The 19,862-nt window shown below is 55.1% G+C and carries 22 protein-coding genes; 12 read left to right on the top strand and 10 right to left on the bottom strand.

The annotated features are described in order from the left end of the window. Positions 1-56 precede the first annotated feature (56 nt). Positions 57-1,016, top strand: a complete 960-nt coding sequence (locus BT114_RS08890; RefSeq protein WP_072326064.1) for a sensor domain-containing diguanylate cyclase — start codon at positions 57-59, stop codon at positions 1,014-1,016. A gap of 15 nt (positions 1,017-1,031) precedes the next feature. On the opposite strand, the gene BT114_RS08895 is transcribed toward BT114_RS08890, so the two are convergent. Further along, the gene (locus BT114_RS08895) at positions 1,032-1,415 is read right to left on the bottom strand and encodes a YchJ family protein (protein ID WP_072326066.1); all 384 of its coding nucleotides are present in this window, start codon (positions 1,413-1,415) and stop codon (positions 1,032-1,034) included. A 96-nt stretch (positions 1,416-1,511) separates the two neighbouring features. Here BT114_RS08895 and BT114_RS08900 point away from each other — a divergent pair, with 96 nt between their 5' ends. Together BT114_RS08900 and BT114_RS08905 are read left to right on the top strand one after the other, a co-directional pair. Then, complete coding sequence (locus tag BT114_RS08900) at positions 1,512-1,883, top strand: diacylglycerol kinase (protein WP_072326292.1); 372 nt, start codon at positions 1,512-1,514, stop codon at positions 1,881-1,883. A gap of 98 nt (positions 1,884-1,981) precedes the next feature. Next, positions 1,982-3,196: an HD-GYP domain-containing protein gene (locus BT114_RS08905; protein ID WP_072326068.1), complete on the top strand. Its 1,215-nt coding sequence runs from the start codon at positions 1,982-1,984 to the stop codon at positions 3,194-3,196. Positions 3,197-3,215: 19 nt separating this feature from the next. Here the strand turns inward: BT114_RS08905 and BT114_RS08910 are convergent, their stop codons facing one another. The 4 genes from BT114_RS08910 to BT114_RS08925 form a co-directional block, all read right to left on the bottom strand. Next, the gene (locus BT114_RS08910; protein WP_072326070.1) at positions 3,216-3,683 is read right to left on the bottom strand and encodes a flavodoxin family protein; all 468 of its coding nucleotides are present in this window, start codon (positions 3,681-3,683) and stop codon (positions 3,216-3,218) included. Continuing rightward, entirely contained in the window at positions 3,673-4,512 is an 840-nt protein-coding gene (locus tag BT114_RS08915) for a bifunctional nuclease domain-containing protein (protein ID WP_177247069.1), read from the bottom strand. Before BT114_RS08915 ends, BT114_RS08910 begins: the two co-directional genes overlap by 11 nt. Positions 4,513-4,606: 94 nt before the next feature. Next, positions 4,607-6,136, bottom strand: a complete 1,530-nt coding sequence (locus BT114_RS08920) for a diguanylate cyclase domain-containing protein (RefSeq protein WP_072326074.1) — start codon at positions 6,134-6,136, stop codon at positions 4,607-4,609. Between the two features lie 120 nt (positions 6,137-6,256). Then, the gene (locus tag BT114_RS08925) at positions 6,257-7,180 is read right to left on the bottom strand and encodes a DMT family transporter (protein WP_245770415.1); all 924 of its coding nucleotides are present in this window, start codon (positions 7,178-7,180) and stop codon (positions 6,257-6,259) included. 143 nt (positions 7,181-7,323) lie between these two features. On the opposite strand from BT114_RS08925, the gene BT114_RS08930 reads away from it, so the two are divergent. Genes BT114_RS08930 through BT114_RS08955 form a run of 6 tightly spaced genes read left to right on the top strand, consistent with a single transcriptional unit; the run spans position 7,324 to position 12,963 of the window. Beyond that, positions 7,324-8,088, top strand: a complete 765-nt coding sequence (locus BT114_RS08930; protein ID WP_072326077.1) for an outer membrane lipoprotein-sorting protein — start codon at positions 7,324-7,326, stop codon at positions 8,086-8,088. Between the two features lies 1 nt (position 8,089). Further along, complete coding sequence (locus BT114_RS08935) at positions 8,090-9,316, top strand: ABC transporter permease (RefSeq protein WP_072326079.1); 1,227 nt, start codon at positions 8,090-8,092, stop codon at positions 9,314-9,316. A 3-nt stretch (positions 9,317-9,319) separates the two neighbouring features. Further along, positions 9,320-10,540, top strand: a complete 1,221-nt coding sequence (locus BT114_RS08940) for an ABC transporter permease (RefSeq protein ID WP_072326081.1) — start codon at positions 9,320-9,322, stop codon at positions 10,538-10,540. A gap of 11 nt (positions 10,541-10,551) precedes the next feature. Next, positions 10,552-11,256, top strand: coding sequence for an ABC transporter ATP-binding protein (locus BT114_RS08945; RefSeq protein WP_072326082.1), 705 nt, complete (start codon positions 10,552-10,554; stop codon positions 11,254-11,256). After that, a complete protein-coding gene (locus BT114_RS08950; protein ID WP_072326084.1) occupies positions 11,253-12,404 on the top strand; it encodes a hypothetical protein in 1,152 nt (383 codons plus the stop codon). The genes BT114_RS08945 and BT114_RS08950 overlap by 4 nt, the downstream gene beginning before the upstream one ends. Positions 12,405-12,420: 16 nt before the next feature. After that, the gene (locus tag BT114_RS08955) at positions 12,421-12,963 is read left to right on the top strand and encodes a YaeQ family protein (RefSeq protein ID WP_072326086.1); all 543 of its coding nucleotides are present in this window, start codon (positions 12,421-12,423) and stop codon (positions 12,961-12,963) included. Here the strand turns inward: BT114_RS08955 and BT114_RS08960 are convergent, their stop codons facing one another. The 3 genes from BT114_RS08960 to BT114_RS08970 are packed head-to-tail and all read right to left on the bottom strand — an operon-like array spanning position 12,964 to position 14,250. Next, the gene (locus tag BT114_RS08960; protein ID WP_177247070.1) at positions 12,964-13,338 is read right to left on the bottom strand and encodes a DUF2237 family protein; all 375 of its coding nucleotides are present in this window, start codon (positions 13,336-13,338) and stop codon (positions 12,964-12,966) included. Positions 13,339-13,349: 11 nt separating this feature from the next. Further along, on the bottom strand, positions 13,350-13,718 hold the full coding sequence (locus BT114_RS08965; protein ID WP_072326088.1) for a DUF1801 domain-containing protein: 369 nt from the start codon (positions 13,716-13,718) through the stop codon (positions 13,350-13,352). Further along, positions 13,711-14,250 carry a DNA-deoxyinosine glycosylase gene (locus BT114_RS08970; protein WP_072326090.1) on the bottom strand — a complete coding sequence of 180 codons (540 nt, stop codon included), beginning with the start codon at positions 14,248-14,250 and terminating at the stop codon, positions 13,711-13,713. Before BT114_RS08970 ends, BT114_RS08965 begins: the two co-directional genes overlap by 8 nt. 183 nt (positions 14,251-14,433) lie before the next feature. On the opposite strand from BT114_RS08970, the gene BT114_RS08975 reads away from it, so the two are divergent. The 3 genes from BT114_RS08975 (at position 14,434) to BT114_RS08985 (ending at position 16,088) form a co-directional block, all read left to right on the top strand. Further along, entirely contained in the window at positions 14,434-14,901 is a 468-nt protein-coding gene (locus tag BT114_RS08975) for a YaiI/YqxD family protein (RefSeq protein WP_072326092.1), read from the top strand. Between the two features lie 163 nt (positions 14,902-15,064). Further along, positions 15,065-15,661 (top strand): DUF6198 family protein, encoded by a 597-nt coding sequence (locus tag BT114_RS08980; RefSeq protein WP_072326094.1) that lies wholly within the window; start codon positions 15,065-15,067, stop codon positions 15,659-15,661. 223 nt (positions 15,662-15,884) lie between these two features. Further along, entirely contained in the window at positions 15,885-16,088 is a 204-nt protein-coding gene (locus BT114_RS08985) for a cold-shock protein (protein ID WP_072326096.1), read from the top strand. Between the two features lie 81 nt (positions 16,089-16,169). On the opposite strand, the gene BT114_RS08990 is transcribed toward BT114_RS08985, so the two are convergent. Next, complete coding sequence (locus BT114_RS08990; protein ID WP_072326098.1) at positions 16,170-17,546, bottom strand: class II fumarate hydratase; 1,377 nt, start codon at positions 17,544-17,546, stop codon at positions 16,170-16,172. A gap of 83 nt (positions 17,547-17,629) precedes the next feature. Continuing rightward, the gene (gene metG / locus BT114_RS08995) at positions 17,630-19,678 is read right to left on the bottom strand and encodes a methionine--tRNA ligase (RefSeq protein WP_425434786.1); all 2,049 of its coding nucleotides are present in this window, start codon (positions 19,676-19,678) and stop codon (positions 17,630-17,632) included. Positions 19,679-19,862 lie beyond the last annotated feature (184 nt).

The following is a 19,862-nucleotide window of genomic DNA, read 5'->3' on the forward strand; positions in this document are numbered from 1 at the left end:
TAAACCAGGCCGGTCGCAAGACCGGTTTTTTTTGCATCACACCAGGAGGGGTTCAAGTGTCATTAAATGCAGAGAAGATTCGCAGCCTCGAAATACTGGATTGTGTCGGTGATGCGGTGTTGACCACCAATCTTGAACTTGAGGTCACCTACATTAACCGCATGGCGGAGATTTTGACTGGTATCTGCAGGGAAAAGGCTGTTGGCTTTCCCCTGCAGCAAGTGCTCCAGGTCATCAATGCAGATACACGTCAGTCGCGGATAGAGGCTCTCGCCAGAAAAGCCATGCGTGCAGATGCCTTTATTCCACTGGAGAATAATGGCTTGCTGATCAATCCTGTCAAGGGCGAGATTAATATCGAAGATTCTGCCATCCCCCTGCATGACCCGGATGGCAAGGTGATTGGTGTCGCGATAGTGTTTCACGACAGCCGTTATTCCTCCGAGCTGACGGCCAGAATGGCTGATCTCGCACTGCAGGACTCTTTAACAGGTTTGTTGAACCGTCATGCCTTTGATGAACGTTTTCATCAGTCGCTGGCATTGGCACGCAGACATAAGAAACGAATGGGTTTGTTGTTTATTGATCTGGATAATTTCAAGGTCATTAATGACACTCTGGGGCATGGTGGTGGAGATGAAATTCTGAAAGCCTTGGCAAAGGCGTTGCAGACTTGCCTGCGAACTGCCGATGTTGTCTGCCGTTACGGTGGGGATGAGTTTGTGGTGCTGTTAAGTGAAATTGAGCAACCGGCTCACGCTTATTTGGTTGCCGGGAAAACACAAGTGCTGGCTTCCAGTCTGTTGTTGCCGGGCGGCGAGGTGGTTACGGTTAATCTAAGCATTGGCATCAGCATTTATCCAGACGATGGTCATACACAGGAGGCATTGTTGAAGCTGGCAGATGCTGCCATGTATCGAAGCAAGGTGCAGGGCAAGAAAGAGGAGGCAAGGGTGCGGTACAAGTCGGTTCAGGCAAGCACAGCCCGGTGGTTATCCGAAAAGGGCTGCCTATGACAGAGAAACATTTGTTCATGGTTCAAGGATCAGGCCGCTGTGGTAATACCAGCGGCCTTTTTGTTTGATGAAGCCGGATTTTTCTTCCAGGCAGCGTAGGCCTTTGGGGGTGGTGTACCAGGCTTTGAAGTGGACTTGCCCCCGGGTGCCTTGTTGCCCGGATGAGAGCACTTCGAGCTTTTGCCAGTCGGGGTTGTCGATGAAGTTCATGCCTTTGGGGCGGGTTTCCGGGTGCCAGGTGTCCAGCAGATAGTCGGCCAGTTGCAGTACGTAGGCTGAGTAGCGTGAGCGCATGAGTTGTTCGGGGGTGCGGGCGGCTTCGCCCTGGTGCAGGGGTTGGCAGCAGTTTGCCAGGTTTTTGCCGCTGCCACAGGGGCAGGGTATGGGCTGGTGGTTCATGCGGTGGCTCCGGGTTGATTGCCGCAGATTGTAGCACCCTTTAACATGGCGGCCGCCAGTGAGGTGTTGCTGGTCCATTCGTTGAGTGAGTTGCTGATGAAAAAACAAACGGGGTTGCGTCATCTGGCCTGTGCTGCAGGTTATTCCCTGAAGGGGTTGCGGGCGGCCTGGTGTCATGAGTCGGCCTTTCGTCAGGAGTTGTTGCTTCTGGTGCTGCTGACGCCGGTAGCCTTGTGGCTGGGGCGCACACCGGTGGAAATTGCATTGCTGCTGGGCTCTCTGGTGTTGGTGTTGCTGGTGGAGCTGCTGAACTCTGCGATTGAAGCGGTGGTGGATCGTGTTGGTGAAGAACCGCACGAATTATCTGGCCGCGCCAAGGATCTGGGTTCGGCGGCAGTGATGCTGAGTCTGTTGCTGGCAGCGCTGATCTGGGGTGCGGTGGTCTGGAGTGTGTGGCAAGCCGGTTAATGGAATATTCTATTATTGTCGGGTACATAAATTAGTCATTCCGGATTGCTGGTTTCCCTGCGACAATAGGCCCAATGTCAGGACAATTGGACTGTTCCATGCTTAAAGTGATTCCGGTCGATCAGATTCAGGTGGGGATGTTCATTTCCGAGCAGAATGCGGAGTGGATTCCCGAACAAAACCGTACCAAGTCCGGTTTGATCATGAAACCTGAGACGATCACCAAAATTCGTCAGCGTGGCATCGAGTTTGTCACCATTGACACTGACCGGGGCATAGACTCGGAAGACCGACCAATGGAGCCTTCCATTCGCAATCGCGAGGCTGCAGGACAGCGTAATCTGTTGCAGCAGGAACAGTCGGGTGTCGCCTCTCCCTCCGTTTCCCTTGAAGACGAACGTACCAAAGCCCAACGCATTCACACCGAGGCGTTGCAGCTGCTGGATAACGTGATGGACCGGGTGCGCGGTGGTGTCAGCATTGACGTTGCCGAAGTGGAGTCAGTCGCGGAAAACCTGGTGGATTCGGTATTTCGCAACGAAAATGCACTGGCTTGCCTGTCTCGCATTCGTAACAAGGATGCCTACCTGATGGAGCACTCCCTGAATGTGGGGGTGTTACTGAGTATTCTTGCCAAATCCATGGGCTTTGATATTGGCACCATCCGCAAGCTGGCGGTTGGCGGTATGCTGCATGATGTGGGTAAGGTGCAGGTGCCGGATGAAGTGTTGCACAAACCCGGCAAGCTCGAAGCCGAAGAATGGGAAGAGATGAAGCGCCATGTCATGTATGGTGAGGCTTATCTGGAACAGATCGCCGTTGACAGCACCGTGCGTGCCATATGTGCCCAGCATCATGAGCGGTTGGATAGCAGCGGTTATCCGCGTGGTCTGGCTGCTGATGCCATCAGTCTGTTTGGGCGCATGTCGGCGGTGTGTGATGTGTATGACGCCATAACCGCTGATCGTTGTTATCACCAGGGGATGGCACCGTCAGTTGCCATGAAGCGCCTGGTGGAGTGGAGTGATGACCACCTGGATCGCAAGCTGGTGTATCAGTTCATTCGGGCGATGAGTATTTATCCGGTGGGTACACTGGTGGAGCTGAATAATGGCCACCTGGGTATAGTGGTGGAGCCCAACCGAGTGCAGCAGGCCAAGCCCAGGGTGCGGGTGATTTATCACTTGAAACACCGCAGCTTTTTACCCGTTGAAGATATTGACCTTGCACATGCCGGTGAAGATTATGCGATTGTGCGTGCTCTGGAGCCTTCACGTCTGGATGTGCAAATCAAGATCATGGACTTCATGTGATCGGTAGCGGCTGACTGGGTCAGTAGATCCCTGCTTCCAGTCCGGCGGCCACGGAAAGGCCCAGTTCTTCCACCTGTTTCAGAAACTCGTCCTGCCATTTGCCCCGCAAAGTCAGGGGTTCTTGTATCCACTTCCAGCGTAACCCGGTCACGATGCTTTCCACCGCGCGACGGGTGCCGGTGCCATCCAGCCCTGCCCGAATAAACAATGCGCAGGGCAGCCCCTGCTTTTTTTCTAATACCGGGTAATAACACCGGTCAAAAAAATCCTTGAGTGCGCCACTCATGTAGCCCAGGTTTTCAGTGGTGCCAAGAATGATGGCATCGGCAGTCAGTACGTCTTCGGGTTGGGTTCGCAGTGGCGGAAGCCAGCGGGTATGCACCTGTTCAATATCCGGGTGGCTGGCACCCTGCAGCAGGGCATCCACCAGTTTCTGGGTGTTGGGTGAGGGTGCATGGGCGACCAGTAACAACTGCTTAGATGTCATGAGCTGATCCTGAAGCGCTTCGGTCTGGCAGGGCAGGACGTTCCCTTTCCAGTCGTGGCAGTGTCAGTTGCCTTTCCCGATTGTTCTGCCAGTAGGTGATGCGTGTTTGTTCATCTCGTTCATGGCGGCGAATCAGCCTTAAAAACTCCATCGGGGTGGCAGCAGGCTGATCGTTGATGCGGGTCAGCAGGTCGCCTGCTTTAAGACCACTGGATTGCAGGCTGCCACGTACATCCGTCACCAATACCCCGGCCTGATCCGGCAGGCCCAGTGCTGCACGTAGATCGCTGGTGGCAAGGCCAACACTGATGCTGCGGGCAGAAACACCGAGGTCATCCAGGTCTTCCGGATTTACCTGTACGGCGCTGGCCAGCACTTCCGGTGCAACTAAAATGCGCGCACCGGAGCGCAGACCTAAAGCCAGGGCATCACTCGGGCGGCTATCCACATAATGGTTGATGCCATCCTGCTGCAGGTGCAGAAACCCCATGTAAGAGCCATTCACCAGATCATCAATGATGATGCGTTCCAGCTGACCTTTTAACAGGGGGATCAGTTCGCTGGCCAGGTCGTGTGTCATTGGGCGGGGGGTGATTTCATCCTGCAGGGCGGCATGAATGGCGCGGGCCTCGCTATGGCCAATGAAGATGGGAACCATCTGCTGGCTGCCGGGTGGGGCCAGCAGCACCACAGGAGTGCCATGGTGGGCCAGTAAAATACCGGAGACTTCCACTGGCACCAGTTGCTGCTCATCCAGTCGCAGCTCACGGGCCTGCAAGGGGGTTGCCAGCCAGGTCAGCAGCAGGACGAGCAGAAGCAGCAGTTTCATAAGACAGTTCATCCGAATGATCATGTCTTACAGACTAGCCGGATTTGCACTGGCTGACTAGTTGTGTGCGGATCTCACCGGTTGTGTACGGACCTTACAGGGTGCGAGCGCAGTTGCGTCCGGCACACTTGGCTTCATACAGGGCGCGGTCTGCCCGGTCGATCACACTGGCTGGTTCAGTGTCTGCCGGTGTGATGCTGGTCAGGCCAATGCTGACGGTGATCTGCAGGGTTTTACCTTCATGATGGATGGTGTGGCTTTGCAGCAGTTTGCAGATGGTTTCACCCCGCTCCAGGCCTTCACGCAGGGTTAATCCGGGTGATAACAGGGCAAACTCTTCGCCACCTAAGCGACCCATTTGTTCACCAGGTAAGAGGTTGTGCTGTAATAATTCAGCAAAATCCATCAGCACCCGGTCGCCGCACAGGTGGCCGTGTTCATCATTGATGGATTTAAAGTGATCCAGATCCATCATCATCATCACACCCTTGTGTTTTTCACGCGTTTCCAGGGTGGCGCTCAGGTGCTCCATAAACGTACGGCGGTTGGGCAAGCCGGTCAGGCTATCGCGTGAGGCGCGTTCTTCGAGTTCCAGTTGCGCTTGTTTGCGGTCAGAGATGTCGTGTTTCACCGCAATGTAATTGGCAGTGCGGCCCGATTTATCCAGTACCGGTGTGATGGTCATCTGCTCATAATAAAGGTGCCCTTTGCGGTGGCGGTTGATCAGTTCGCCGGTCCAGTGTTCACCTCGGTTCAGTCGTCGCCACATTTGCTGGTAAAACGCGCTGGACTGCTTGCCCGAGCGGGTGGTTTCAGACGGTGTTTTGCCTTTGATGTCTTTCAGTGCATAACCCGTCAGGCGTTCATAAGCAGAATTTGACCAGATGATGCGGGTATTCCGGTCGGTGATGATAATGGCTTCGGCACAGGCCTCCAGTGCGGTGGCCATGAGTTTGTTGGAGTGGAAGGCTCGTGAGTCAACCCTGAGGATGCTCCATACCAGGCCGCTGATCATCACCAGCAGAAAGGTGAGGGTGGCAGCATAACCCCAGGCTTCACGGCGGAAGATGGTCTGGATGTCATCCAGATAGATGCCGCTGCCAATCACCCAGCCCCAGGGTTCGTAGAGTTCGATGTAAGAAAGTTTTTCGACCGGCTCTATGCCGCCGGGTTTGGGCCAGTGGTAGTGCACATAACCCGCGCCGGATTCCCGTGCGATTTGTACAAAGATCTGAAAGATGGGCTGGCCGTGGCTATCGCGGTATTCAAGCTGCAGTTCACCTTCAAGGCCGGGAAAAATGGGATGTACCAGAATGCGGGTTTCCAGATCGTTGATCCAGAAATACCCTGATTTTTCGTATCTCAGGCTGCGGATGGCATTTTTTGCGTTGGTGCGGGCTTTTTCTTCACTGATCTGGCCAGTGACTGCCAGTTGGTGGAAGTGTTCCAACAGGGTCAGGTTGTTTTCCACCAGATGGCGAACATGGTCGCGTCGATCATCCAGCAGGCTGCGATGCAAGGTGTAGAGGGCGTGTGAAACCAGCAGCAGGCTGGCAACCACCACTGAGAGGTAGATCAACAACAGCTTGTAGTTGAAGCCCAGCTGAAAGCGATGCCCTTGCACTGGAGACTCCTTTCAATTTTGTTGCCATCAATAAAGCCGCATGGCAAGTATGGCTTATGAGCTTACAGAATTAAAACGAATTAACGTAGCGATACATTAGTCTTGGTTGTTGGAAGTCACTCAAGCATGAGGTGCTGGAGGCAGGGGCGTTTCGGCACCACGAAGACGCTGCTGATACTGGCTGATGCCAATGCCGGTGAAGATCACCAGCACTGCCAGCCACTGCTGCAGGTTGATGTTGTCTTTTAATACCACCAGAGCAAATACCAGGGCAAAGACAGGAATCAGATTGATGTAGGCACCGGTGATGGTGGCAGGCAGGCGACTGAGGGCGATGTTGTACAGACCATAGGCACCCAGGCTAACCACTGCGCCCATGTAGATGATGCCCCAGATCACCTGAGGCTCTACATGAGTCGGTAGTGGTTGACTGAGCGCCAGTGGCAGGAAGAACACTGCGCCGACAAAGGTCTGAAAGGCGGTCAGAAACACCGGGTTGTAGCGACTGGTCAGCTTTTTAACCAGCAGGGTGTAACCCACTGCAGAAACCATTGCCAGCACCTCCAGAAAATTGCCGAGCAGGGGGTTGGGGGCACTGCTGGATACTTCACTGTGTGCTGACATCCAGACCACCCCGGCAACGGCCAGGGTAAAACCGAACCACTGGCGTTTTTTGATCTGTTCCTTCAGGAACAACCAGGCCCCGGCAGCAATCATCAGGGGCAGAATGCTGGTGATCAGTCCGGCCTGGCTGGCACTGGTGTATTTCAGGGCCAGGCCTTCAAACAGGAAATACAGGCAAGGTTCAAACGCTGCCATCGCCAGCAGCCATTTCCAGTCACCCTTCTGGTATTTCACACCGCGCAGCCACCAGCGGACAAACAGCAGTAACACCACACTGCCGACCAGCATGCGGAAGAACATCACCTGCATGGCAGGCATCACATCAATGGTGATTTTCAGCAGTGTGAAGGAGCTGCCCCAGATGAGCATGGCCAGCAACAGGGCAAGGTGGGCTTGCAGATTGGAAATACGCAGGTTCAAGATAAAATACTCATCGATCAGGCTGCGGCGGATTATAGCCTGTTCATTTGACCATTCGGTGAAATTTTATGGCAGACAGCAACTTGCCATGGTTGGGTGTCTGCATTAGGGTAAAAACCCTCATACGGATAAGCGAGGCCGTCATGGTATTCAAATTGCTCCTGCAAGGACTGGTCGGTGTTCTACTGTGGACTGGTTTAACGCAGATTCAGGCGAGTCAGCCGAACCCACGTGAGTTGCTGCGTCAGATGGAGGCAGTGATGCGCGGTGACGCCAGTTATTTTGAAATGACCATGACACTGCAGCGCCCGCGTTACACCCGTGAATATGCGCTGAAAGGCTGGGAAATGGGGCAGGACTATTCGCTGATCCTGATCACCGCACCGGCCCGTGATGCCGGAACGGTGTTTCTAAAGCGTCAGCGCGATATCTGGAATTATGTACCCACCATTGATCGCACCATCAAAATGCCACCTTCGATGATGTCCCAGGCCTGGATGGGCTCGGATTTCAGCAATGATGACCTGGTGCGGGATGCCTCGGTGATTGATGATTATCACCATCGTTTGTTGAGGGAAGAACCGGTGGATGGACGCATTGCCTGGGTGGTGGAGTTGATTCCAAAGCCGGATACGGCGATTGTCTGGGGCCGGGTGCTGATGTGGATTGATCAGCAAACCCATGTTCAGCTGCGCATTGAAAACCATGATCAGGATGGTCAGCTGGCCAGTACCCTGGTGTTTTCAGATATCGGTGAGCTGGGCGGGCGGCTGCTGCCTCGTCGCATGCAGATGACGCCGGCGGATCGACCGGATCAGCACACCTTGCTGGAATATCAGGCGGCGGACTTCAATCCTGAGCTGGATGAGCGTTTTTTCACGCGCCAGAACATGCAGCGGGTGCGCTGAGATGCTGTATCTGTCACTGGCCTGGCGCAACCTCTGGCGTAATGCCCGGCGTACCTTGATCACTCTGGCATCCATTGCGTTTGCGGTGGTGCTGGCGCTCTGGGTCAGTTCCATGAACCGGGGGTCCCATCAACTGATGGTGGACAACCTGTCGCGCTTTCACACCGGGTTTATCCAGCTGCAGGAACCGGCCTGGCTGGATGAGCCTTCACTGGATCATACCCTGACTTATGACCCTGCCCTGCAACAGCAGTTGCTGGCTGATACCCGGCTGGACTATCTGGTGCCTCGGCTGGAAACCTTCATGCTGGCCGGGGGTGCCGAGCAGGTGCGTGGTGCAATGGTGCTGGGCGTGGATGCGGCTGCTGAGCAGCAGTTGAATGGTTTGCAGGAACGGCTGATTGCCGGTGAGTTTTTTCAGCCCGGTGATGGGCGGGCCGTGCTGACAGAAGGCCTGGCGCGACGCCTGCAACTGACGGTGGGGGATGAACTGGTGTTGCTGGGGCAGGGACGCTTTGCCAGTTCTGCTGCCGGTTTGTTTGAAGTGGCCGGGGTAGTGCGCCATCCGCTGCGGGAGCTGGATAACCAACTGGTGTACCTGTCCCTGCCGGATGCCCAATGGTTATTGTCTGCAGAGCAGCAGGTGTCCACCCTGTTGCTGACCCCCCACCAGTTGCAGCAGACCGATGCACTGGTGAGCAGTCTGCGGCAGTCACTGGATGCACAACGCCATCGGGTGGTGCCCTGGCAGGAGTTGATGCCGGAAGTGCTGGGTGCCATACAGTTTGATCTGGCCCAGCAGAATTTTGTACTGGGCACCCTGTATATGGTGATTGGTTTTGGTCTGTTCGGCACCATTCTGATGATGACACTGGAGCGCACCCGTGAGTTTGGTGTGCTGATTTCACTGGGCATGCAGCGTTACCGGCTGAGTCTGGTGCTGCTGCTGGAAACCCTGATGCTCACGCTGCTGGGTGTGCTGGCCGGTTGCCTGCCCGGCTGGCTGCTGCTGCGGCATTTTCATCATAACCCCATCCAGTTGGGGGGTGACATGGCACAGGTCTTCGAGGACATGGGCATGGGGCTGGAGCCCATACTGCCGTTTGCACTGGATGCCGACCTGTTCATCACTCAGGGGTTGGTGTTGTTTGTGCTGTCTTTTCTGATCTGCCTTTATCCCGTGTTGCGGGTGCTGCGGCTGGATCTGATGACGGCGGCAAGGAGTTAAGGCATGACAACCTTGATGCTGCTGGCCTGGCGTAATGTCTGGCGTAACCCCGCCCGAAGTGCAGTGCTGCTGCTGGCCATTGCGCTGGGTCTGTGGGCTGGATTGCTGATGGTGGCGGTCAGTCAGGGCATGCTGGTGCAGCGTTTTGAGCGCCTGATCGAACAGGAGTTCTCACACCTGCAGGTGCATCACCCGCAGTTTCTGACCGAGCGGGAGGTGCAGGATCATCTGCCGGACGTTGCAGCCTTGCAACACTGGTTGCAACAACAGCCCGAGCTGCGTGAACACACCCTGCGGGTGCTGGTGGATGGCATGATTCAATCACCGGCACTGACGGCCGGGGTGGAAATCCGGGGGGTGGATCCGCAGCGGGAGCGGCGTGTTTCGCAGCTGGATACCACCTTGAATCAGGGGAAGTATCTGGATGCAGCGCTGCGCAATCCGATATTGATGGGCGCAAGGCTGGCGGAAAAACTGCGTGTCCGGCCCGGTCAGCGAGTGGTGCTGACGTTTCAGGATACGCGTCAGGAGCTGGTTTCGGCCTCCTTCACCTTGAGTGGCACTTTCACCAGCCTGTCGCGGGCTGAAGAGGAAAGTCGGGTGTATGTGCCGGCGGAGGTGTTGTCCGCTTACCTGGCTGATCAGGCAATCTGGCATCAACTGGCGGTGTTGTTGCAACATCCTGATCAGGGCAGTGCCGTGGCAGCCCGCCTGCAGCAGGCTTTTCCGCAGGTGCAGGCATTGGCCTGGCTGGAATTGTCGCCAGAACTGCGTTTTCTGACGGAAATGGGTGATCTGCTGACCTGGATATTGATCGGTGTGATTCTGCTGGCGCTGGCGTTTGGATTGCTCAACACCCTGCTGATGGCCACATTTGAGCGTACCCATGAACTGGGCATGCTGCTGGCCATCGGCATGAACAAGCGACGGGTGTTTGGTCTGATCACTCTTGAGTCCTTGTTGATCACCGCCAGCGGTGCCTTGCTGGGTGTGCTGCTGGCGCTATTGAACATCAACTGGCTGGCACGTGAAGGCCTGGATCTGAGTCGTTTTGGCGGTGCTGCGCTGGCAGAGTTTGGTTATGACACACTGATTGTTCCAGTGCTGGGCAGTGATGAGCTGCTGGCTGTGGCACTGTTGGTGGTGCTGACGGCGCTGCTGGCAGCCCTTTATCCGGCTTGGAAGGCACTGCAACTGAATCCGGCACAAGCCGTACGCAACTGACAGGACAAATCATGGCCATCATCACCACCCACGGATTGAGCAAGGTGTATCAGGCTGGCAAGGTGCCGGTGCATGCCTTGCGGGATGTTGATCTGAGTATTGAGGAAGGGGAATTCACCAGCATTGTCGGGCCTTCCGGTTCGGGCAAAACCACGCTGCTGAACCAGTTGGGTGGGCTGGATCGGCCCAGCAGTGGTGAGGTCTGGGTGGATGGATGCAACATCAGCGCGCTGAAAGACAGCCAGTTGATTGACTACCGCCTGCGCCACATCGGTTTTATCTTTCAGTCCTATAACCTGCTGCCGGTGTTCACGGCGGCTGAAAATGTGGCGTTCATTCTGCTGTTGCAGGGTGAGAAGAAAGACCGGATTCGCCAGCGGGTCAGTGAACTGCTGACGGAAGTGGGGCTGGGTGATCGCATGGATGCCCGCCCCCGAGAGCTGTCCGGTGGTCAGCAGCAACGGGTTGCCGTGGCCAGGGCACTGGCATCACGCCCACGTTTCATTCTGGCGGATGAGCCCACCGCCAATCTCGACAGCCAATCGGCGATGAAGCTTTTGGACATCATGGAAAAGATGAATCGGGAGCATCGCATGACCTTCATTTTTTCCACTCATGACCAGCGGGTGATTGAGCGGGCCAGACGGGTCATTCGTATGGTGGATGGTGCCATTGAAAGTGATCAGGTCCAGCAGCCGGAGCCACACCAGGCATGAAACTGCGGCTTTGTCTGGCTGTGCTGCTGTTGTGCTGGCAGAGTGCCTTGATTCAGGCCGACAACCTGGAGATCAGCGGTTACTGGCAAGTGATGCCGGTGTATCTGGAGCTGGACGATCCGCAGACCGGTGAACAGCAGGGCTGGTGGGATTACCGGGCACAGAACCGCCTGAACCTGCGCTGGTTTGCCAGTGACAGCGTGAATGTCACCTGGCAGATGCGAACCCGTTATTTTGCCGGTGACCTGGTGCAGGAACTGCCCGGTTATAAGCAGTCAGTGGCGCAGGACGCCGGTTATTTTAATCTGTCCGCCACGCTGGTGGACGACCGGCAGCAATTGCTGCATTACAACACCGACCGCTTGTTTGTGGAGTGGCAGCAACCCGACTGGAACCTGCGGGCCGGGCGGCAACGCATCAACTGGGGCGTTAATCTGCTCACCAACCCCAGTGACCTGTTTAATATCGATTCCCTTTATGCTTTTGATTATCCCGAGCGTCCCGGTGCTGATGCTTTGCGCCTACAGCACTCTCTGGGCATGGCCGGGCACTGGGAGCTGGCTGCCAGTCGTGGTGCCTCCGCCGAGGATTCAGTGGTGGCGGGCTTGTTGGCGTTCAACTGGCAGATGGTGGATCTGCAAGGGGTTGCCGGCCGTTATCGTGAGCGTTTTGCCCTGGGCGCTGGCTGGGCCAGTAATCTGGGGGAGGCCGGTTTTAAGGGTGAAGTCATGTGGTTCCGGGATCGGGCAGCCGATGCCGAGGGTGAATATCCCCATTCAGGCGTGGTGGCAATATCGCTGGATTACATGTTCAGTAACGGGCTGTTTGCCGTGCTGGAAGCACTCTGGAATGAGCAGGGTGGCCAGCAGCAGCCCTTAGTGTTTCAGCCGACAGCAGACAATCCCTCGCTCACGCGTCGGCAATTGGCCAGCCAGTTGACTTATACCGTTAACCCCTTGCTGGATCTGAGCCTGACCGGACTGCTGTATCTGGATGAAGAGGCCGTGTTTCTGGCACCGGCTGTGCGTTTTTCACTGCTGCCGGACCTGGACTGGCACAGTCAGGCGCAGTTTCATCTGGCTGGCGGTGATTCCGCCTTGCGGCAGGCAGGCAGTTTGCTGGCAACTTCGTTACAATGGAATTTTTGATTCAGGAAAACCCCGAATGGCTCTACGTTCCAGCGTGGTGAAAGCCCAGCTGCAGATTGCCGACATGGATCGGCATTATTACCAGGATCACAACCTGACCCTGGCACAACACCCTTCTGAAACCGATCTGCGCCTGATGGTGCGCCTGCTGGCGTTTGCGCTGAATGCTTCTGAGCAGCTGCAGTTTTCCAGCAACCTGAGTGATGAAGGTGAGCCGGAACTGAGTGAGAAGAACCTGCATGGGGATATTGAGCTGTGGGTGGCCTTCGGACAACCGGATGAAAAATGGCTGCGTAAAGCCTGCCAGCGGTCAGCACGGGTTCGGCTGTATGCCTATGGCGGTCGGGCTGTACCCATCTGGTTACAGCAGAATGCCAAGGAATTAAAGCGGTTTGACAACCTGGAACTCTGGGAAGTCCCGGAGCAGGATGCCCAGGCGCTGGCTGGCTTATATGGCCGCTCCATGCAACTCCAGTGCACCATCAACGAAGGCCAGGTGTGGCTGTCGGATGGTGACACCAGTGTGCAGGTGGAGTTGAAGCGACTCGGCTTTGATTAATTAGCTTGTTAACGCATGAGCCTGCAGGTGTTGCAGCGGAATGACATCCAGGGTGCGTTCATGGGTGCTCTGCAACACCACCGGCGGTGCCATTCCGGCTCGCCGGGCTTCTTCCCAGCGCAGGGCACACAGGCACCAGCGATCCCCGGCCTTTAACCCCGGAAAACCCCACTCCGGGCGCGGTGTGCTCAGATCATTGCCCTGTTTTTTACTGAACACCAGAAACTCATCGGTGACCTGTGCACAGACGGTGTGCAGGCCAACATCTTCCTGACAGGTATGACAGTGACCATCCCGAAAAAAACCAGTCATGGTGTCAAAACTGCAGGGTTGCAGCAGGGTTCCCAGTACATTGCGTGTCAGCTCGGCTTTCATGGTGTTTATCTCTATTGATTGACCAGTAACCAGGCTGCCTGAAGGGTTTCGGTCAGATGACTGGTCTGGATGTCAGCAAGGCTGTTGAGTTTGATATGACGCCGGTATTTGCCCTTGCCCTGCAATTGCTGATGAGGGTTCGGCAGCTCGGCACCGCGCCCGAACTCCACGGAGCAGTGGCTGGTATAGACAAAAATGCCACAGAAGCCTTCATCCTTGCCATTTGGGTGGCTGAACAGCAGGCCACCGTACTTCACCTGTTCACTGGCTTCCGGTGCAATGGCATGCACACTTTCCCTGATGGCTACAGCCAGCGCATGCAATTCAGGACTGGTTTGTTGCCAATCCTGAAGCAGCGCCTGGATACATGGGTCAGTCATGTTCAGTTCCCTGATTCTGATTCAGCAGTGATGTCATGACTTTATACCACTCCAGTTGTTTTTGCTGCAGTGTTCGGCTGGCGTGGGCCGGGCTGGTGGATGGCAGTTGGTGCAGCGGCAACTGTTGGAAGTGTTCATCCAGCAGGGGTAATACATGACGTCGATAACTCTGAAAGGCCTTGCCGCCATTGCAGAAGATGGCCTGGGTGTGTGGGTGGCGTCTGAACCACGCAGGAAAATCATTGGGAAGAATGCTGGTTTCTTCTATATCGCTGTCCAGGCTGGAGGGGCGGATGCAGGATTGCATCACATCCCAGAGACCAATCCCGGCCTGTTGTAATGCCTGAGTGCGTTGCGGGTAGTCTGCTTCAGCATCAAAACCCAGCAGTTCGGCCATGATCGGCCAGAATGCATTGCGCGGATGAGCGTAATACTGCTGAGCTGCCAGTGATGCCTTGCCGGGCATCGATCCGAGAATCAGCAGGCGGCAGTGAGTTGGTTCAATCGGCGGGAAGCTGTAGACAGGCTGCATCCGGGTTACAATCCTTTTTTTAGAATTAAAGAGAGATGAGGAACCCCGGATGTATGTTACGAGTGCAGGCCAGACCAGGCGAAATTGGCCGATAAAACGGAGTTTACACGCAGTAAATGAGTATTTGGAGGCAAATTTCAACGCCGTAGGGTCAAACGCAGTAGTTCATCGGGGGCTTCCAGAATGAAGATCTGGGTCGATGCCGACGCCTGTCCCGTCGTCCTGCGGGAGATTCTTTTTAAAGCGGCCGAGCGGGTCAAGGTGCCGTTGATTCTGGTGGCCAATCAGCCGATTCGTGTACCGAAATCCGAGTGGATCAGTGCCATTCAGGTGTTGTCCGGCTTTGATGTGGCAGACAATGAAATTGTGCAGCGGGTGGAAGCGGGTGATCTGGTGATCACCAGTGACATTCCGCTGGCTTCCGAGGTGATCGATAAGGGTGGGCTGGCGCTGAACGCACGGGGTGAGTTGTATACCGTGGATACCGTGAAGGCGCGGCTGAACATACGAGATTTCATGGAAACCATGCGCTCCAGCGGTGTGCATACCGGTGGCCCGTCGGCATTGAACCAGCAGGATCGACGCGAGTTTTCCAATCAACTGGATCGGATTTTAACGCGTTATCTGCGTCAGCAGCGTGCAGGTCAATGAATCTTGCGTGATGTCAGTGCAGAAATAGCCTGCCTGATGGCTATTTTGCAGTAAATAAGCTGGTATACTTGTTGCATTGAAGATGATTGTCCGGCCTTCAAAAGAGGTGGCGGACAAATGCTTTGCTGTTCACCACAAGTTAACATTGCAAGAAGTGAAACCGATGAATACAACACATCGCTGGCTTTCCATCGTGGAAGGCTGCCTGCTGGTTGCCCTGGGCATCCATCTGTTGCAGACCTCCCAGCTTTTGATCAGCGGCACGGCCGGGCTGGGTCTGGTACTGATTCAGGTCACTGACCTGTCTTTCGGGCAGGTGTTTTTTCTGCTGAATCTGCCGTTTTATATTCTGGCCTGGCGCAGTCTGGGTCGGGATTTCACCCTGCGCACCTTTTTCAGTATTTCACTCTTGTCGCTGCTTTCAGAGCTGATGGCACGTTTTGTGGAACTGAGCATTCATCCTTTGCTGGCGGCTCCTCTGGGGGGCTTGCTGGTGGGTTTCGGATTGATTCTGCTGTTCCGACACAATGCTTCGCTGGGTGGTCTGAATATTCTGGCTGTGTATCTGGAACGGCGTTTTGACTGGCATGCCAGTCTGACCCTGCTGATCGGTGATCTGGCTATTCTGCTGCTGGCTTTGCTGTTGCTGGACCCGGCTCAGGTGATCTGGTCACTGCTGGCATTTCTGGCGCTCAGCTCGGTGGTCAAACGTTATCATCGTCCACCGGCCTGGGCCACACCCAAGCCTGCAGGTGCGTGAAAATAAAAAAATAATTGTTTGACTTGTCCTGAAAACAGGCGCATTGTGTGCTTCGTAGGTTGCAAGGTAGTAAAAAGTGTTGTGACGGTACTGTGATCGAAGTTGGCTTTAACCTTTCGGTAACATCAGTTCTTCATTGTATCTATCTTGATTCCCGCACCAATGAGCTTGGGAAATCATTTCTGAAAGTTCTGATATTTAATACATTGAAAGGTAATGCAAAATGGCTAACGGCACAGTAAAATGGTTCAACGACACCAAAGGTTTCGGTTTCATCACTCCTGATAACGGTGGTGAAGACCTGTTTGCTCACTTCTCTGAAATTCAATCCTCGGGCTTCAAGTCCCTGGCTGAAAACCAGAAAGTTTCCTTTGAAGTGACCACTGGTCCCAAAGGCAAGCAAGCTTCCAAGATTCAAGTTCTGTAATCTGAAGCTGGCTTGAAGAAAAACCCACCGTAAGGTGGGTTTTTTTATGCTTTCTTTTCAGCTTTTGCTTTTTCTCCAGCGTCAGAGCCCACCGCGTGTCAGCTTTTCCGGGTTGAGTAACTGCTCCAGTTCGGTACGGGAAAGATCCGTCTGTTCTGCTGCCACATCCAGAATCGGGCGTCCCTCCTTGTAAGCCTGCTTGGCAATTTCTGCTGCTTTGGCATAACCGATCAGCGGATTCAAGGCTGTCACCAGTATCGGGTTACGGTCCAGTGCTTTTTGCAGATTGCTTTCCTTCACCTTGAAGGTGGTTATGGCTCGATCCGCCAGCAAGTGGCTGGCATTGCTCAGCAATTGCAGGCTCTCCAGCAGATTGGCGGCCACCAGTGGCAACATCACGTTTAATTCAAAGTTACCGGACTGCCCGGCAACAGTGATTGCAGCATCCTTGCCAATCACCTGTGCTGCAACCATGGCCACTGCCTCCGGAATCACCGGATTGACCTTGCCAGGCATGATGGATGAGCCGGGTTGCAATGCTTCCAGCTCAATTTCTGCCAATCCGGCCAGCGGGCCGGAGTTCATCCAGCGCAGGTCATTGGCAATTTTCATCAGGCTGACGGCAGTGGTTTTTAACTGGCCAGATAACGCCACAGCCGTATCCTGGGAACCGATCAGTGCAAAGAAATGATCCGCCGGGCGAAAGTCCAGCCCGGTCTGTTCACTCAGCAGCTGACAGAAGCGGGTCGTAAATGCCGGATGGGCATTGATGCCGGTACCCACGGCGGTGCCTCCTTGCGCCAGTTGCTGCAATTGGGGTTGCAGGGTTTCCAGGCGTTGAATGTTGTGGTTGATTTGAGTTGCCCAGCCTTCCAGCATCTGGCCAAAGGTGACAGGCATGGCGTCCATCAGATGAGTCCGACCGGTTTTCACCAGATGACCCACTTGATCTGCTTTGTTCAGGCAGGCCTGTTGCAGATGCCGGAGTGCAGGCAGCAGGTTGCCCTGTAATGCCAGTACTGCGCTGACGTGAATGCAGGTGGGAATCACGTCATTACTGCTCTGGCTGCAGTTGATGTGATCATTGGCGCTGACGGGTTGGCCAAGGATGCGGCTGGCCAGGGTGGCCAGCACTTCGTTGGCGTTCATGTTGCTGCTGGTACCGGAGCCGGTCTGGAAGACGTCTACCGGGAAGTGTTGCATGAATGAGTTGTTGCCCAGCAGCTCATCGGCAGCAGCTTCAATGGCATCAGCCATTTCCTGTGACAGCAGGCCCAGCTCGGCATTGGTGTGTGCTGCAGTGATTTTTATCAGCAACAGTGAGCGGATGAAAGCTTCCGGCAGTGGCTGGCCACTGATCGGAAAGTTGTTGATGGCGCGTTGAGTCTGGGCTGAGTAGAGGGCATCAGCAGGGACTTGCAGTTCACCGAGACTGTCTTTTTCAATGCGGATGTTCATGGTTGCTGCGCTCCTTGTTGGCTGATTTCAGCTTAACAAAAAGCGCAGCAGGGGCCTGAATCAATTCTGGCTATCTGCCTGATTTAAACCACGCGCATGCCGGGCTGGGCACCTGAGTGGGGTTCCAGCAGGTAAATGCCTTCACCATCACCGGCAGCCAGTACCATGCCTTCGGACAGGCCAAACTTCATCTGGCGCGGTGCCAGGTTGGCCACCATCACTGTCAGTTTGCCTTCCAGGTCTTCCGGCTGGTAGGCACTTTTGATACCGGAGAACACAGTACGGGTTTCACCGCCCAGATCCAGGGTCAGTTTCAGCAGCTTGTTGGCCTTGGGTACAGCTTCACACTTCACAATACGGGCGATGCGCAGATCCACCTTGATGAAATCATCAAAGGAGATTTCTGCGGCAAGCGGCTCTTTTTGCAGCGGGCCATCAGCAACCGGTGCCACAGCACCTTGTTTTAAGGCCATTTCCTTTTCAGCATCTTCGCGGCTGGCTTCCAGCAGGGCTTCAATCTGGCTGCTTTCTACGCGGGTCATCATCGGCTTGAAGGCTTCAATCGCATGGTTTTCCAGCGGCTGGCTACGGCTGTTCCAGTCCAGTGTGGCAATTTTCAGGAATTCAGCGGTTTGTCCGGCCATACCTGGCAACACCGGGGCCAGGTAAACCATCAGCACACGGAACAGGTTGATGCCGGTGGAGCAGACAGCCTGCACTTCAGCGTCCTTACCTTCCTGTTTGGCCAGCACCCAGGGGGCCTGATCGTTGATCCAGGTGTTGGCTTCATCCGCCAGCTCCATGATCTGACGCAGGGCGCGACCGAACTCGCGGCGGTCATAGTCGGCAGCAATGGCATCACCGGCATCAACAAACCGCTGATAAAGCGCTGCATCACTCATGGGTGCCAGTACACCACCGCCTTTTTTGACAAAACCGGCACAGCGGCTGGCGATGTTGACCAGCTTGCCGACCAGATCGGAGTTCACCCGGAACACAAAGTCTTCCAGATTTAAATCCAGATCATCCACGCGGCTGGTCAGTTTGGCGGCAAAGTAATAACGCAGGTATTCCGGGTTCAGGTGATCCAGGTAGGTGCGCGCTTTGATGAAGGTGCCGCGAGACTTGGACATCTTGGCACCGTTGACGGTGACAAAGCCGTGGCAGTTGATGCTGTTGGGGGTGCGGAAACCGGCACCTTCCAGCATGGCAGGCCAGAACAGGGCATGGAAATAAACAATGTCCTTGCCGATGAAGTGATACACCTCGGCATCCGAGCCCGGTGCCCAGTAGTCATCAAAGTTCAGGTCTTCGCGCTGGTCACAGAGGTTCTTGAAGCTGGCCAGGTAACCGATGGGGGCATCCAGCCAGACATAAAAATACTTGCCGGGTGCATCAGGGATTTCAAAACCGAAATAGGGTGCATCACGGGAGATATCCCATTCTTGCAGGCCGGATTCAAACCATTCCTTCAGCTTGTTGGCAATCTGCTCCTGCAAACGGCCATCCTGCGTCCAGCTTTGCAGAAAATCAGCAAAATCCGGCAACTTGAAGAAGAAATGCTGAGAGCTTTTCATCACCGGGGTGGCACCGGAAATGGCTGAACGGGGATTGATCAGCTCGGCAGGTGTGTAGGTGGCTGAGCATTTTTCGCAGTTATCACCGTACTGGTCTTCAGCACCACACTTGGGGCAGGTGCCCTTGATGAAACGATCCGCCAGAAACAGGCCTTTCTCGGGGTCATACATCTGCTCAATTTCGCGCGTGGCAATGTGGCCCTTGTCGCGCAGGCGGGTGTAGATCAGTTCGGAGAAATAGCGGTTTTCATCCGAATGGGTGGAGTGGTAGTTGTCAAAATGGATCTGGAAGCCTTTGAAGTCTTCATGATGCTCCACCCGAACCCGGTCAATCAGTTGCTGGGCAGTGATGCCTTCCTGCTCGGCGCGCAGCATGATGGCGGTGCCGTGGGCATCATCGGCGCAGACGTAGGTGCACTGGTTGCCGATGCTGTTCTGGAAACGGGTCCAGATGTCGGTCTGAATGTATTCCAGCAGGTGGCCAAGGTGAATCGGACCGTTGGCATAGGGCAGGGCGCTGGTGACCAGAATTTTGCGTTGAGTGGGCATGGAGATCCTGAATCTTGAAACGGTGAATGCAAGAAAATAATGAATCCCGCTATCTTAGCGATTTTCAGGCTGCAGTGCATCTGCTCAAGGGCGTTGCTTCATCTCAGTCTTGCCTTGCCACAAAACCTGCTGCTAATCTGAGAGACAGCAACAGGTTACAGGTGCGTGGCAGGAATGATCTTTCTGCCCG

The organism is Marinospirillum alkaliphilum DSM 21637 (genome assembly GCF_900119735.1).
GTDB classification, from domain to species: Bacteria; Pseudomonadota; Gammaproteobacteria; order Pseudomonadales; family Halomonadaceae; genus Marinospirillum; species Marinospirillum alkaliphilum.

What these genes read in the sequence shown, in the direction of transcription:
- BT114_RS08895 (WP_072326066.1), bottom strand. Translation starts at nt 1,415, where the DNA reads ATGAACCACCAGCCCATACCCTGCCCCTGTGGCAGCGGCAAAAACCTG.
- BT114_RS08900 (WP_072326292.1), top strand. Translation starts at nt 1,512, where the DNA reads ATGAAAAAACAAACGGGGTTGCGTCATCTGGCCTGTGCTGCAGGTTAT.
- BT114_RS08905 (WP_072326068.1), top strand. Translation starts at nt 1,982, where the DNA reads ATGCTTAAAGTGATTCCGGTCGATCAGATTCAGGTGGGGATGTTCATT.
- BT114_RS08910 (WP_072326070.1), bottom strand. Translation starts at nt 3,683, where the DNA reads ATGACATCTAAGCAGTTGTTACTGGTCGCCCATGCACCCTCACCCAAC.
- BT114_RS08915 (WP_177247069.1), bottom strand. Translation starts at nt 4,512, where the DNA reads ATGAAACTGCTGCTTCTGCTCGTCCTGCTGCTGACCTGGCTGGCAACC.
- BT114_RS08930 (WP_072326077.1), top strand. Translation starts at nt 7,324, where the DNA reads ATGGTATTCAAATTGCTCCTGCAAGGACTGGTCGGTGTTCTACTGTGG.
- BT114_RS08935 (WP_072326079.1), top strand. Translation starts at nt 8,090, where the DNA reads ATGCTGTATCTGTCACTGGCCTGGCGCAACCTCTGGCGTAATGCCCGG.
- BT114_RS08940 (WP_072326081.1), top strand. Translation starts at nt 9,320, where the DNA reads ATGACAACCTTGATGCTGCTGGCCTGGCGTAATGTCTGGCGTAACCCC.
- BT114_RS08945 (WP_072326082.1), top strand. Translation starts at nt 10,552, where the DNA reads ATGGCCATCATCACCACCCACGGATTGAGCAAGGTGTATCAGGCTGGC.
- BT114_RS08950 (WP_072326084.1), top strand. Translation starts at nt 11,253, where the DNA reads ATGAAACTGCGGCTTTGTCTGGCTGTGCTGCTGTTGTGCTGGCAGAGT.
- BT114_RS08955 (WP_072326086.1), top strand. Translation starts at nt 12,421, where the DNA reads ATGGCTCTACGTTCCAGCGTGGTGAAAGCCCAGCTGCAGATTGCCGAC.
- BT114_RS08960 (WP_177247070.1), bottom strand. Translation starts at nt 13,338, where the DNA reads ATGAAAGCCGAGCTGACACGCAATGTACTGGGAACCCTGCTGCAACCC.
- BT114_RS08965 (WP_072326088.1), bottom strand. Translation starts at nt 13,718, where the DNA reads ATGACTGACCCATGTATCCAGGCGCTGCTTCAGGATTGGCAACAAACC.
- BT114_RS08970 (WP_072326090.1), bottom strand. Translation starts at nt 14,250, where the DNA reads ATGCAGCCTGTCTACAGCTTCCCGCCGATTGAACCAACTCACTGCCGC.
- BT114_RS08975 (WP_072326092.1), top strand. Translation starts at nt 14,434, where the DNA reads ATGAAGATCTGGGTCGATGCCGACGCCTGTCCCGTCGTCCTGCGGGAG.
- BT114_RS08980 (WP_072326094.1), top strand. Translation starts at nt 15,065, where the DNA reads ATGAATACAACACATCGCTGGCTTTCCATCGTGGAAGGCTGCCTGCTG.
- BT114_RS08985 (WP_072326096.1), top strand. Translation starts at nt 15,885, where the DNA reads ATGGCTAACGGCACAGTAAAATGGTTCAACGACACCAAAGGTTTCGGT.
- BT114_RS08990 (WP_072326098.1), bottom strand. Translation starts at nt 17,546, where the DNA reads ATGAACATCCGCATTGAAAAAGACAGTCTCGGTGAACTGCAAGTCCCT.